Source organism: Desulfosporosinus sp. FKA, assembly GCF_002196785.1.
Lineage (GTDB): Bacteria > Bacillota > Desulfitobacteriia > Desulfitobacteriales > Desulfitobacteriaceae > Desulfosporosinus > Desulfosporosinus acididurans.
In genome coordinates this window covers 16,543-28,807 of the sequence record NZ_NAHZ01000023.1, presented here as the reverse complement: position 1 = coordinate 28,807, position 12,265 = coordinate 16,543, and the positions used below count along the sequence as shown (strand labels likewise).

At 40.2% G+C, this 12,265-nt stretch carries 13 protein-coding genes; 4 read left to right on the top strand and 9 right to left on the bottom strand.

Annotation, left to right across the window (positions count from 1 at the left end; genetic code table 11):
- The first annotated feature begins 3 nt into the window (after positions 1-3).
- Positions 4-738, top strand: coding sequence for an ABC transporter permease (locus B5771_RS06885; protein ID WP_088186871.1), 735 nt, complete (start codon positions 4-6; stop codon positions 736-738).
- Positions 739-899: 161 nt separating this feature from the next.
- Here B5771_RS06885 and B5771_RS06880 read toward each other — a convergent pair whose 3' ends face one another.
- The 4 genes from B5771_RS06880 to yedE are packed head-to-tail and all read right to left on the bottom strand — an operon-like array spanning position 900 to position 3,738.
- Positions 900-2,141, bottom strand: a complete 1,242-nt coding sequence (locus tag B5771_RS06880) for an aminotransferase class V-fold PLP-dependent enzyme (protein WP_088186870.1) — start codon at positions 2,139-2,141, stop codon at positions 900-902.
- A 59-nt stretch (positions 2,142-2,200) separates the two neighbouring features.
- Complete coding sequence (locus B5771_RS06875) at positions 2,201-2,440, bottom strand: DUF3343 domain-containing protein (protein WP_088186869.1); 240 nt, start codon at positions 2,438-2,440, stop codon at positions 2,201-2,203.
- A gap of 4 nt (positions 2,441-2,444) precedes the next feature.
- On the bottom strand, positions 2,445-2,672 hold the full coding sequence (locus B5771_RS06870; RefSeq protein WP_348982941.1) for a sulfurtransferase TusA family protein: 228 nt from the start codon (positions 2,670-2,672) through the stop codon (positions 2,445-2,447).
- Positions 2,650-3,738 carry a YedE family putative selenium transporter gene (gene yedE, locus B5771_RS06865; protein ID WP_088186867.1) on the bottom strand — a complete coding sequence of 363 codons (1,089 nt, stop codon included), beginning with the start codon at positions 3,736-3,738 and terminating at the stop codon, positions 2,650-2,652. Before yedE ends, B5771_RS06870 begins: the two co-directional genes overlap by 23 nt.
- Positions 3,739-4,110: 372 nt before the next feature.
- Between yedE and B5771_RS06860 the strand changes: the two genes are divergently transcribed.
- Both B5771_RS06860 and B5771_RS06855 read left to right on the top strand, forming a co-directional pair.
- Entirely contained in the window at positions 4,111-5,094 is a 984-nt protein-coding gene (locus B5771_RS06860) for an Rpn family recombination-promoting nuclease/putative transposase (RefSeq protein ID WP_088186866.1), read from the top strand.
- 130 nt (positions 5,095-5,224) lie between these two features.
- Positions 5,225-5,572 carry a hypothetical protein gene (locus tag B5771_RS06855; RefSeq protein WP_242966777.1) on the top strand — a complete coding sequence of 116 codons (348 nt, stop codon included), beginning with the start codon at positions 5,225-5,227 and terminating at the stop codon, positions 5,570-5,572.
- A gap of 250 nt (positions 5,573-5,822) precedes the next feature.
- On the opposite strand, the gene B5771_RS06850 is transcribed toward B5771_RS06855, so the two are convergent.
- The 5 genes from B5771_RS06850 to B5771_RS06830 are packed head-to-tail and all read right to left on the bottom strand — an operon-like array spanning position 5,823 to position 11,150.
- On the bottom strand, positions 5,823-6,536 hold the full coding sequence (locus tag B5771_RS06850) for a phosphatase (RefSeq protein WP_088186864.1): 714 nt from the start codon (positions 6,534-6,536) through the stop codon (positions 5,823-5,825).
- A gap of 21 nt (positions 6,537-6,557) precedes the next feature.
- On the bottom strand, positions 6,558-7,586 hold the full coding sequence (locus tag B5771_RS06845) for an ABC transporter ATP-binding protein (RefSeq protein ID WP_088186863.1): 1,029 nt from the start codon (positions 7,584-7,586) through the stop codon (positions 6,558-6,560).
- A complete protein-coding gene (locus B5771_RS06840) occupies positions 7,522-9,276 on the bottom strand; it encodes an iron ABC transporter permease (RefSeq protein WP_088186862.1) in 1,755 nt (584 codons plus the stop codon). Before B5771_RS06840 ends, B5771_RS06845 begins: the two co-directional genes overlap by 65 nt.
- An 11-nt stretch (positions 9,277-9,287) precedes the next feature.
- Positions 9,288-10,322, bottom strand: coding sequence for an ABC transporter substrate-binding protein (locus B5771_RS06835; RefSeq protein WP_242966776.1), 1,035 nt, complete (start codon positions 10,320-10,322; stop codon positions 9,288-9,290).
- A gap of 51 nt (positions 10,323-10,373) precedes the next feature.
- Complete coding sequence (locus tag B5771_RS06830) at positions 10,374-11,150, bottom strand: sugar phosphate isomerase/epimerase family protein (protein WP_088186860.1); 777 nt, start codon at positions 11,148-11,150, stop codon at positions 10,374-10,376.
- 241 nt (positions 11,151-11,391) lie between these two features.
- Here B5771_RS06830 and B5771_RS06825 point away from each other — a divergent pair, with 241 nt between their 5' ends.
- A complete protein-coding gene (locus tag B5771_RS06825) occupies positions 11,392-12,228 on the top strand; it encodes a MurR/RpiR family transcriptional regulator (RefSeq protein WP_088186859.1) in 837 nt (278 codons plus the stop codon).
- Positions 12,229-12,265: the final 37 nt, after the last annotated feature.

Below are 12,265 nucleotides of genomic sequence, written 5' to 3'. Positions count from 1 at the left end.
GTTGTGTTTTTTAGGACCCTTAGGGCAGAAAGAATGAAGCTTTATCACAGTCCCGTCTGGCTTGCTTTTTTAATTCTTCCCATTTTACCCGCTGTTATGGGTACATTTAATTACCTCCAAAATGTCAGTATTTTAGAGGATGAGTGGTACAGCTTGTGGACTCAGCATACCCTCTTTAGCTGCTATTTTTTTCTCCCTGCCCTTATCGGAGTATATTGTTCTTATCTGTGTCGCCTGGAGCATACCAATCATAACTGGAACACGGTTATGACGGCGCCCGTTCCGGTTTCGTATTTCTTTTTTGCCAAGCTTATTATGGCTTCCGCTATGGTACTTTTGACGCAGATTTGGGTCGGAGTGCTGTTTGTGATTTCCGGCAAGCTTTGTGGTCTTGTTTCTCCGATTCCGCCGGAGCTTTCCGAATGGCTTTTGTACGGCACTGGAGGCGGGATTGTTATCTGTGCTCTTCAGTTGTGCTTATCGCTTGTGCTGCGTAGTTTTGCCGCACCAGTTGGAATCGCCTTAATCGGCGGGGTTATGGGGCTCGCTGCCTTTGCCAAGGGCTATGGTGTATGGTTTCCGTATTCACTGTTATGCCTGGGTATGCGTGCCAACAAAGCGGGCGGAGGAATGCAGTGCAGTACGGAACAGTTTGTCCTTAACAGTTTGGGCTATTTGGCCATTGGTATCATATTTGCAGTCGTATGGCTGAAACAACGGGATGTAGTTGCGAGTTAACATCATTTGTCGCTCACGGCGTCCGGTTAACCAGATGGGATGGTAGAGTGGAATATTGATAAAATGAGGCAGGAAATTATCAATATCAGTAATATCGGAAGCTTAAATATATTTATTTGAAGTTCGAAATTTGCACACAGGATATTAAATGAAAGAGCATTCTAAAGCTTGGCATCGTGCGATTTTGCATTAGCTGCCTTCCTCTCTATGGGGTGGGCGATTGGTGGTGGGGCCGTAATGTTATAATTTCCATCATGGGAAGTTAGATTGCTTAAGGCTTGAATCGCAAAGTCTACATCCTTCATCGAGTTAAAATGACTGAAACTAAAGCGTACGGTCCCCTGGGGATAAGTACCAAGGGTCCGGTGGGCTGCCGGAGCACAATGAAGTCCGCAGCGGGTCATAATCCCAAAGTTCTTAAATAGTCGATAACTGATGTCTGCATTATCGTGGTTTAAAAAATCAAGAGAAACAATCCCGGTTCGGTCTTGATTTGGGTCGGGGCCAAGGAGCTGAATGCCCGGCAGGGTTTGAACATTTTCCATAAACCTCTGCACAAGAGCCAGCTCTTTTTCTCTTATGGCGGAAATTCCTTCTGCCGCTATGTATTTAAGTGCAACATGGAGCCCGTAGATCCCCGGCAAGTTTAAGGTGCCTGCTTCAAAACGATCAGGCAGATGGCGGGGTTGGTGAACACTATCGGATGCGCTTCCGGTTCCCCCTTCGATTAGGGGTTCAACCAGTGAGGCTAATTTTTCATTAAGGTAAAAACCACCGATTCCTTGCGGGCCTAAGAGACCTTTATGGCCTGTAAAGGCTAGGGCATCGGCCCTTAGTTTATCAAAATCTATAGTTAAGAAACCGGCTGTTTGAGCACTGTCAACAATGAAAAACAAGTCATACTCCCGGCATACTCGGCCGACTTCTTCGAGAGGCAGTATTGTACCACTAACATTGGAAGCATGAGTCATAATAACAGCTTTTGTAGTTGACTTAATTTGCGGGCGTAAGTCGCCGCTGGAAAGTTCCCCTCTTTGATTACAGAGAACTGCAGATACTTCGACGCCTTGTTTGGCCAGTGAAGCCAGAGGCCGCATGACTGCGTTATGTTCCAGAGAAGAAACAAGCACGTGATCTCCGGGTTTCAACAATCCTTTAAGGATAACATTAAGACTTTCCGTAATATTTTTGGTGAAAATTACGTTTTCTGGTTTGGGAAAATTAAACAGGTTACATAGTAGTTCCCGTGTTTCACAGACAATGTTGGCAGCTTCAAATGATGCAGTGTAAAGTCCCCGGTTAATATTACAGCCGCAATTGCCTAGAAATCCGGCTACAGCATCAGCTACCCCGGGAGCTTTAGGGAAAGAAGTGGCTGCATTATCTAAGTATAATCCGTTCATGATACCATTTCCTTTAGTAAGGGCTTCGTCATTGCCCGAAGCCCTTATTGTTATTCAGTTTACTCCTGAGCACGATAAACCAGTTGGTACTGGTTCCCTGCAACAGCATAAATTTTCTCGATTTCGTCAGAAATGATCTCGGCAAGATTCGGGGTGAATTCGAATTTTACTCCCAAGCCGCAGCTGGAAGTCAACTTACGGGGTAAAGGAATCAATTCTCCTGGATGGTTCAATCTCTGTATCAATTTGGCAAATTTGAGGGCGGAAGAGTTCGTGTAGAAGAGCACAATGTAAGTCATAGGCTCATTGCTTCTTTGCCGATATTTCAAAAGTATGGGTTTTGGTATCCAGTTCAATAGTATTAATTGTGTAACCAGTTAAGTTCAAGTATCGTTCCACATTTGATTTTGCTGTTTTACTATCGACCAGGACTGTGACTTCAGCTGAGTTAACTTCGAGTGCCTTTTTGGTCATAAGAACCGGTTGGGGACAGGACATTCCTCTTGTATCAACTTGCGCCAATCTTAACACCTCCTTGGACAGTTGCTTTGGTCTCTCTTTCCAGGTTGAAAGAAGCAATCACAAGTAAGAGAACGAAACCAATGAGTACCGCAATTTTTCCGTTAGGGGAAGGGCCTTGAGCACTGGCGGCAAGGGAAAAGTTATGAGCAAAGGCCGCTCCGGCAGACATCCCTAAAACGGTAATCACGGAATCAATATTTCCTTCGGAAGCCAGAATAAGCTGCCTTAATGGGCATCCTCCCAGAAGCACAGAACCCCAGCCTGCCAGGGCCATGCCTAGAAAGTTCCATAGCCCATCAGTATGGGCTACTGACTGAGCGGCAAAACTGAGCTTATAGAAGCCAAAGTATAAATTTCCCAGGCTGGCAAAAACAAGGATGGAGATAAATCCCAAAATCAAATACGTATCTTTAAAGAGGATAGCATCTCGAATACCGCCTACCATGCATAACCTGGTTCTTTGTACTAAGACTCCGACGATTACTCCTGCAGCAAGAGCAATCCATACTGGGGCATGACCGGCACCCGGACCTTTGGTACTAAAGAAGATAAAGGCAGGTGCTGTTAAAAGAAGGATAAAAAGTCCGACATTAAGCAGGGGAAATAGGAAACCTTCCAGTGGGGAGAGTTTGTAGGTTCGTTTAAGACTAAAGCCATTTTTCAAGAAAATAATGCCGACAATAATTCCGGCTGCAAATCCGGCCAGACCAAACAAGGCATTGAGGTCGCCGCCTCCCAGTCTTAAGACCATGCGGAGAGGACAGCCTAAAAACATCAAGGCACCAATCATAACGACAAAACCAAGTATGAAGCGAATAAAGGGTGATGAGCCGCCTCGGACAGCAAATTCTTTTTTGCCAAGTGAGATCAGAAAAGCTCCTAAAACAATCCCGATAATTTCCGGACGTATATATTGAACAACTGCTGCGCGATGTAAGCCCAAAGCTCCCGTAGTGTCTCGTATAAAGCAAGCAATGCAGATTCCCATGTTTACAGGATTACCAAAACGAACCAGAACAACTGCCAGTATTCCAATAACTGCTCCTGTAAAAATAATGCCTTTTTTACTATCCAATATTTGTCCTCCTTTCATAAAATCAGAGTTTAGAAGTGGATGTTGAATCTTGAATCGTTCATATCCCTCCTTATTCATAATGATAAACTAATACATAATCATAATAGTATTATAATGTAAAAAGATCAATGATTATTCCATTTCATCCAAATATAGGGCAAAGAATATGACTTTAGAAAGTGGCTATTGACGGGAGTCTCCCGCGATATGCATTATCCGAAGTAAAAAGGTTTTCGACTCGCTTTTTGAAGAGGATGTCTATGATGCGCTTGGGGTTGAAAGAAGATTGAATCAAAACTAGTAAGGTGAGTGACTGATAACCCAATAAATGGTATAATGTTTGCAATTAATAAGAGTGGTGAATAATCAATTATGAGACAATTAATTGATTTGAAAATTGACTATGCTTTCAAGCTGATTTTTGGCAAGCAAGGTAATGAAGCAATTCTTATAGCCTTTTTAAATGCTGCGCTGAAATTTCCGCGGGATAACCAGATTACATCGGTTACATTATTGAATCCTGAAATTAATAAAGAGTATAAAGATGACAAGAAATCTGTGATGGATATCCGTGCCGTTACCGACGAAGGAATTCAAATTAATATCGAAATTCAGCTGGCAAACAAACATGACATGGAACGGAGGACACTATATTACTGGGCCAAAATGTATGCCCACCAAATGCAGGAAGGGATGGGTTATAAGGAGTTAGCTAAAACAATAACGATCAACATTTTGGATTTTAACTTTGTAAGAGAGACTAGAAATTTTCATAGCGTATTTCGCCTTTTCGAAAAGGATGAGGGATTTGAACTTACCGATGCTTTGGAGATCCATTTCATGGAACTGCCTAAACTTCTTGTAAAATGGAGAGAAAAACTTATAAGCCCAAGGGAAGACGGATTAGTGAGATGGTTATTTTTGTTAGAAGGTTCTGAGGACGAGGAAATATTTAAAACTTTGGAGGAGATTGCTGTGCAAGACCCAGTGTTGAATAAGGCAATAGAAGAGTGGGAAAAATCAAGCGATGACCCCAAAATCCGTGAAGAATATTTAGCTCGGCGTAAGTTTGTACTTGATGAAAAGGCTGCGGTTCGAGATGCAGAATTGCGGTTAAGAGAGGCGATTAAAGAAAGCAGAGTTAAAGGTAGAGAGGAAGGTAGGGTAGAAGGTAGAGAGGAAGGCAGAGAGGAAGGCAGAGCAGAAGGCAGAGAGGAAGGTAGAGTAGAAGGCAGAGAGGAGGGTAGAGCAGAGAATTTGCTGGAAGTAACTCGAAAACTGCTTAAAAAGGGCATGGATGTGAAATCGATTTCTGAAATCACAGGTCTTTCGGAAGAAGAGATCAAAGAAATATAAGTAAATATCCTGACCAGGGTGCCTTAGATGCTTTAAAGGAAATCAAAACAACCCGGATGGTTAATGCATTCCGGTTCTACTCAGCATCATCTAGAGACCCTTGATTTTTTAGACATTGGAGGAGATTTTTATGCAAGACCCAGTGTTGAAAACAGAAATAGAAGAATGGGAGAAATTAAGTGATGACCCCAAAATTCGCGCAGCATATTTATCTAGGCTTAAATTTATATTAGATGAAAAGGCTGCGGTTCGAGATGCAGAATTGCGGTTAAAGGAGGCGATTGAACAAGGAAGAAAAGAGGGTAGAGAGGAAGCAAAAAAAGAAGCAAAAGAAGAAGCTAGAAAGCAAGGCAGAAAAGAAGGCGGAAAAGAGTTTATGCTAGAAGTGACCCAAAAACTGCTTAAAAGGGGCATGGATGTGAAATCGATTTCTGAAATCACAGGTCTTTCAGAGGAAGAGATCAAGAAATTTATGTGAATGTCCTGCACTTGGTGTCTTTGGAGTAAAAATTGAGGAAATCGAAAAATTATAACCCCGCATCTGAGCGGGGTTAATTAATGCAAACTGGGATGGAATCAAAATGGTCAGTGAGTTGAGATCAACGGAGGAGGTAAAAACTTGAGGAGAGGACGTAAAAAACTTTGTGTAAATGGTTAGAATTACCATAAAAGAGTTGACCGTTTATGTGTCAAAAGTGTGTCAAAAGTGTGTCAAAAGGACCGTCCCCCTAACACACCCCTAACACATATTTAAGCTTTTCTAAGCTATAATTTAGAACCAATTCTTCAGGAAAGTCCAGCCTTTGGACTATTTTTTCGCAGTCGGTCATCGTTCCAACATTATAGTAAATATGAGCATCGCTGCTCATAATTACTCTGACCTCGTATCTTTTACATAAGTTCAGCATGACTTCAGCATTTTTTAAAGCATTAACTCTGCCGGACGTAGGCTGAAAAGAGGAATTGTTTAATTCTAAGACAACTTGAAACTCTTTTGCTGCAGCAACAACTTTTTCGTAATCCAATGGATATCTGTCATCATCAGGATGTCCGATAATCTTGACCAGAGGATTTTTCATTGCGCCTATGATTGCCTTGGTATTTTGTTCAACAGATCCAGGCGTAATACAAGGAGTATGCAGACTCGCTATTATATAATCCATTTTGGCTAATAGACTATCCTTAACATCTAAATGTCCATGATAGTCTATTATATTGGATTCTATTCCTCGTAATATTTTCACACCCATAATGCTGTCATTTAAAATTTTTAATTGTGTGAAATATACAGGGTCTGCGCTTCCTGGCATAGCCATGCCGTGATCCGATGTTCCTATAGCTAGAAGCCCTTTTTTCTTAGCCTCTTCAATATTTTCTTTCAGGGTACTGAAAGCATGACCACTTGCAGTTGTATGGGTATGCAGGTCAAATAAAATATCCATTATTATCTCCTTGATAATTCTTCATTGATTAATTTTAATTAGATTGATTGTTTCGTCTATGTGGAATTCTTCTGTTGCTTTTGCATAAACCGTGAAATTGCTTTTTTCAGAGCGAACCGAATAGTGAATTTCTCTGCCATTATATTGTTTATTGGTAATAATCCCTGATAATCCGTTCTCATCACGGGAAATCCTGAATTCCTCCGGTCTGACCGGATAAATGCCCGACTGCTTAAATGTTTCGGCAATATTTTTGCCTTCGTAGACAATGTTTTTTCCAGCGACATGGAATTGCTGATCGGTCCAAGTTCCGCTTATCAGATTGCATTTACTTACGAAAGTTGCCGCGAATTGAGTTTTAGGGTATTTATAGATTGCTTCAGGTGTTCCAATCTGCTCGATTTGTCCACCTTTCATAATAATGATGCGATCAGCCATAGCAAGTGCTTCCCCTTGGTCATGAGTTACATAAATAACCTTAGCCCCGGTCAGCCTATGAATTTCCTGAATTTCTTTGCGCATTTCCACTCTTAGTTCTGCATCCAAGGCACTCAAAGGTTCATCCATCAGCAGGATCGAGGGTTTTGCAACAATAGCACGCGCCAAAGCAACTCTTTGTTTTTGCCCACCGGACAATTCGCCCGGCAGGCGGTTCTGTAAATTGGTCAGACCTGTTGCCATTAGGACATTGTCAACAGCTTGTTGTTTTTCCTGTTTGCTTAATTTTTTTTGTTTTGAACTGTTCATGGGATATTCTACATTTTGTCTGACAGTCATATGCGGCCAGAGGGCAAACGATTGAAAAACCATGCCTATATCTCTTTTTTCCACCGCAACCATCCTCTGGTCATCCGAGTAGATTTTATCGCCCAAGCGGATTATCCCGGCAGTTGGTTTGAGAAATCCGGCAATAGTGTTTAACAAGGTTGTTTTACCGCAGCCTGATGGTCCGAGAACTGCGACAAATTCGTCTTTAATCTCAAGATTAATTTGATTCAAAGCCAGAGTATTGTTGAATTTTTGAGTTACATTTTCTAAAATAAGATTCATTTATCCTCTCCTGTAGGTTGTTTTTTTCTGTCATTAAGGTTATTGACAGTAAATATCCGGCGAGAATTAATATGACAATAAGTGAAGATAGGGCGATAGCTAAGTTATAATCTCCAGATTGCTGAAAATCAAAAATCGTTAACCCTATGGTCTTCGTCCCGGCAGCTGCAAGCATAGAAGAGAGGGTTAATTCCGTCATGGAAGAAACAAAAATTAAAAAAGAACTTGCTAAAACCGGTTTGATTAAGAGGGGAATCATAATTTTCAACCACATGCGCAGTTTCGTTCCCGAGGCCATGGCTGCATATTCTAAAGAGGGTTCGACAGCTAACATTGCCGTTGTACTTCCTTTAATCTGCAAAATCAAATACCGGGTTATATAGGCAATGATTAGAATGCTTATCGTACCATAGATTTGCGGGCGAAATCCAGGCATAGGTTCTACCCAATGAAAAATCATAGAAAGCGCCAAGACAATGCCTGGAATTGCGTAAGTTAAAGAGGCACTGTTTTCAAGGATCTTAACAGCCTTATTGTTTTTTCTGACCTTTAGATAGGCGATTATCGTCCCGATAATAATACAGACAATACTGGTAACCGAAGCCAACAGTACACTGTTTTCAAGTGCAGAAACAACGCCGCTGTTGCTGAATATAAGATGGAAGTTTTCTAACGTTAAATTCTTAAGAGCGAAAGGTAAGCCGTAATATCTTAGAAAAGAACTACAGAGCATATACACTATCGGAATAATGTTAAAAATCATCAATCCTATTATCGTAATCCATTCTACTGTTTTCCTGACGCTGTCGGTTAATTCAATTCTCACAGAGAAATCTTCTTTAATACTATCCAAGTGAGAACTTTTTTTGGTGAAGATATATTCAACCATTATTCCTGAAACAGCTATACCTGACAAAATAACAGATAAAGCTGCCGCATTAGGAAAAGCGCTAGGACCAAAGCTAATAACTTTTTCGTAAATATACGTACTTAACACTGGGATATTAGCTGAGATACCTAAAAATGCCGGCACAGAAAAATTATCAATGGCTGATAAAAAGGCTAAAACACTGCCGGCTAAAATAGCCGGAATGGCCTGAACCAGGTTTATTCTTAACATTGTCTGCCATAGGGTATACCCCGAAGCTCGCGAAGCCCATTCCAAATCTCTGGGTATTCTGCGCAGCATGTGTACGACGCTTAAATAGACGATAGGAATGTTGCAGATTCCCAGAATAAAAATGATTCCCTGCATGGAGTAGAGCTGCAGCTGGGCTATACCGGCGGCGGCAAGCAAGTGATTGATAGGGCCGTTGGTTCTTAGGATTCCTGTCCACGATAACGTAATAATATATGATGGAATAATAAAAGGCATAAGTATAAGAAGTTCTAAAAACCTCTTGCGTTTAATATTGGTATAGGCAATTAAAAATGAAAAGAAAGAACCAAACAATCCGGAGATAAGGGTTGAGGCAAGGACAATAACAAACGTATTTTTAACTGCCAGGATCGTTCTTTTATCTTGAAATAACAGGGTATAGTTTTTTATACTATAACCCTGTTGTACGGTAAAGCTCATGATTAAAAGGCGAAACACAGGCGCTATGAAAACAAAAGCCACGACAGCGTAGAGGATATAGTTAAGAATTTGTTCTTTGGTTATTCGTCCTTTTTTATGTTTTATAATCATTTGCGCGATTCCTATTGCATCAACTTACTAAACTTGGCTTTGTCAGCATCCCTTTGCTTGTACAATACAGAAACATCGTAGGAAAGATCTTTGATTTGATCAATGGATTTTAGGCCATTAGGTGCCTGCACTCCGGATTTAACGGGGGTATATCCGATATTTGCCGCAAGTTCCTGGCCTTTTTGGGAAAGTACAAAATTCACAAAAGCCTTAGCCAGGTCCGCATTTTTAGTCGTTTTTAATATACCAATCGGTTCTGTTACAGACAGTGACCCTTCCGCGGGATAGACAAAATCTACAGGAGCCCCTTGAGCCTTGGAACGGACAGCCATATAGTCGACGATAAGACCACAGGCCTTTTCTCCATTAACAACCGCTTTTTGGACGGTTCCATTTCCCTGGCCAACAACCAGCCCATTAGTTTTTAAGTCTTTTAAATATCCCCAGCCAAGTCCATTTGTACGAGCAATAACTCCGATGTTATAGGCGGCTGCGCCAGAATATAGGGGACTTGGCATCATAATATTGTTTTTAAGATTACTGTTTAAGAGATCCTGATAACTGTTAAGGGGCTGTTTTACCATGTTAGTATTATAGATAATTCCTGTTGTAATTACCTTTGTACCGGTATACATGTTGTCTTTATCGATGTATTCTTTTGGAATTCCCTTTAATTCCGGGGAAGCATATGACATAAGCATTCCTTGTTCCTTTAAGGATTCGAAGGTAACGCTGTCCGCAACAAGTAACACATCAGCTTGGACAGCGCCGGCCTTTTTTTCAGCCAATAATTTACTGACGACTTGCTCTGTTCCTGAGCGAAAAACGTTGACTTTAATATCAGGATATTCTTTATTGAATCCTTGGATCAATTTTTGGGCATCTGTTTCAGGCTGTGACGTATAAAGGGTTATACTTCCTGACTTATTCGTCTTAGCACTTGTAGTAGTAGTCCCGGAGGTTTGGCTCTGCCCGCAGCCGGCAGCCAGAACAGAAATCATACCGGTAACCATCAGACCCACTAATAGTTTTTTTAGTTTTATCACAATAATCATCCTTTCAATGCTTTAATAAATAGATAAATAACAAATTCAGGGTTATAATACTCCGTTTTCTTTAAGAAATTTAATGTTATCTTTTAATATCCAGAACTCATTATCGTCATCAAATCCTTCAATAACCAAGGGCAGCTTATAGTTACTCAACCTCGGCAATAGTTTATCTAATTTGTAGTCCCCCTTTCTTAACGGAGTATGGAGTATTTTACCTTTTCGATTACTTACATGTAGTTTGGATATTCTGTCCAAACTTGCTAAGGATGTAAATATTATTTCTTCCTGATCGCAATGGGCAATATCCAGAGTATAGAAAAATTCATTAAATAAATTTCCTGTCAGTTGTTTTAAAGCTTCGATGGAAACAACAAATTCTTTCTTGGCTTTTTCCATGATTTCCAGGGAAACATTGACATGACGTTCTTTTGCATACCTTGAGATTTCAACTAGAGAATTCCGTAGGCGTTCGTAATAAACTTCAGGCTCTGTATCTAGGGTTCTTTTTCCGGGATGCACAGTAATTTCAAATCCTCCTAATGTTGCTGTTAAATCAATTCCCTTTAGCGTCTCTCTAATTGAGGCTTCTCTTATCTCATCATTTAGGGATGCCAAATTCAGATCCCAACTAAAGCTATGTACCATAGTCTTGAGCGGATAAATACTAAGCATCTTTACAAAATCTTTTACAGAATATCCCTTGACAGCAAACTGCTGAGCCCAAAATTCAACTCCAGCAAAACCGTTTTCATAAGCTGTTCGAAAAAGATCTTCCAAAGAAGCAGGCCACATAAGTGTGGATGAAAAATATAGTTCTGGCATTGAATTATTTTCCTTTCTATTCTAAAACTGACTCGATTTTAGCATAGAAGTATTATGGTAGAATTACGGGATTGTAAATACTAAGTAAAACATTTCATAATAGCGAATTTGAAATATTAATTTCAGTTTTGACTGCTTTAAGTATATAATTCTAAAAGAGTGCTGCGAAACCTCAAAACGCGTTTGAGTCTCTCTCTCTCTATCTATTAATAATCTCTAAACTACGCAGGAGGAAAATACAATGTTGGACAATATATTTCAAGAAAATAAAAAACATTTCTCTAGCTCTGATCACCGTATTATGGATTGTTTATTGCGCAATAAAAACGAGCTCCAATATATCACCACTGAAGAATTGATCGTGAAATCAGGCATCAGTGCATCGACCGTTTCCCGCTTTTGGAAAAAGATTGGATTTAAGGATATAAAGGAATTTAAGAGATATTTGCGCGATAATATATGTTCAACACCTGCGTCCAAAATATCTGTTACACTCCGACAATGGAATGAGAAGGATTTTAACATTCATGATTTTATGTCACGGTATTATTATCATATTGAAAAGACTTTAGGAGAAGTGATGCCTGAAACTTTAAAAGAAGCGGCTGAATGCATAATTTCAGCACCCAAAATATATATATTTGCTCCAGATGGGTCGAGTGGCTTGGCTGAAATATTAATTTATCGTCTTAATCGCTTTGGTATTGAATTTCTTCTTCTCAAGGGCGGCTCTGCTCTTTATGAATCACTTGTTAATTTTTCCGCAAATGACCTCGTTATAATGTTCAGCTATTCCCGACTTTTATCTGAGGTAAAAATTCTCTTAAAGCACAGCAAAATAGCAGGTTACCACACTATTTTATTTACAGACTTAATGACCTCAGACTATCTGGAACTCGCCGACATAATTCTTTACAGTTATCGCGGAGAACCAAACGAGTATCATTCCATGATGTCACCTTTAGCGCTGCTTGATTTACTGATTTTAAAAATAGCACAACTGAAGGAGAACCCATTGGAAAAAATGAAGTATTTACAAGAACTTAGAGAAACGTATGGCAGCATTATTAAACGATAGCTTCAGAATGCCAATGCAGTTTTACTCACACCTTCTC

Excerpts from the sequence above, each read along its gene's own strand:
- B5771_RS06880 (WP_088186870.1), bottom strand. The coding sequence starts at position 2,141 with ATGAACGGATTATACTTAGATAATGCAGCCACTTCTTTCCCTAAAGCT.
- B5771_RS06875 (WP_088186869.1), bottom strand. The coding sequence starts at position 2,440 with ATGACTTACATTGTGCTCTTCTACACGAACTCTTCCGCCCTCAAATTT.
- B5771_RS06860 (WP_088186866.1), top strand. The coding sequence starts at position 4,111 with ATGAGACAATTAATTGATTTGAAAATTGACTATGCTTTCAAGCTGATT.
- B5771_RS06855 (WP_242966777.1), top strand. The coding sequence starts at position 5,225 with ATGCAAGACCCAGTGTTGAAAACAGAAATAGAAGAATGGGAGAAATTA.
- B5771_RS06850 (WP_088186864.1), bottom strand. The coding sequence starts at position 6,536 with ATGGATATTTTATTTGACCTGCATACCCATACAACTGCAAGTGGTCAT.
- B5771_RS06845 (WP_088186863.1), bottom strand. The coding sequence starts at position 7,586 with ATGAATCTTATTTTAGAAAATGTAACTCAAAAATTCAACAATACTCTG.
- B5771_RS06840 (WP_088186862.1), bottom strand. The coding sequence starts at position 9,276 with ATGATTATAAAACATAAAAAAGGACGAATAACCAAAGAACAAATTCTT.
- B5771_RS06830 (WP_088186860.1), bottom strand. The coding sequence starts at position 11,150 with ATGCCAGAACTATATTTTTCATCCACACTTATGTGGCCTGCTTCTTTG.
- B5771_RS06825 (WP_088186859.1), top strand. The coding sequence starts at position 11,392 with ATGTTGGACAATATATTTCAAGAAAATAAAAAACATTTCTCTAGCTCT.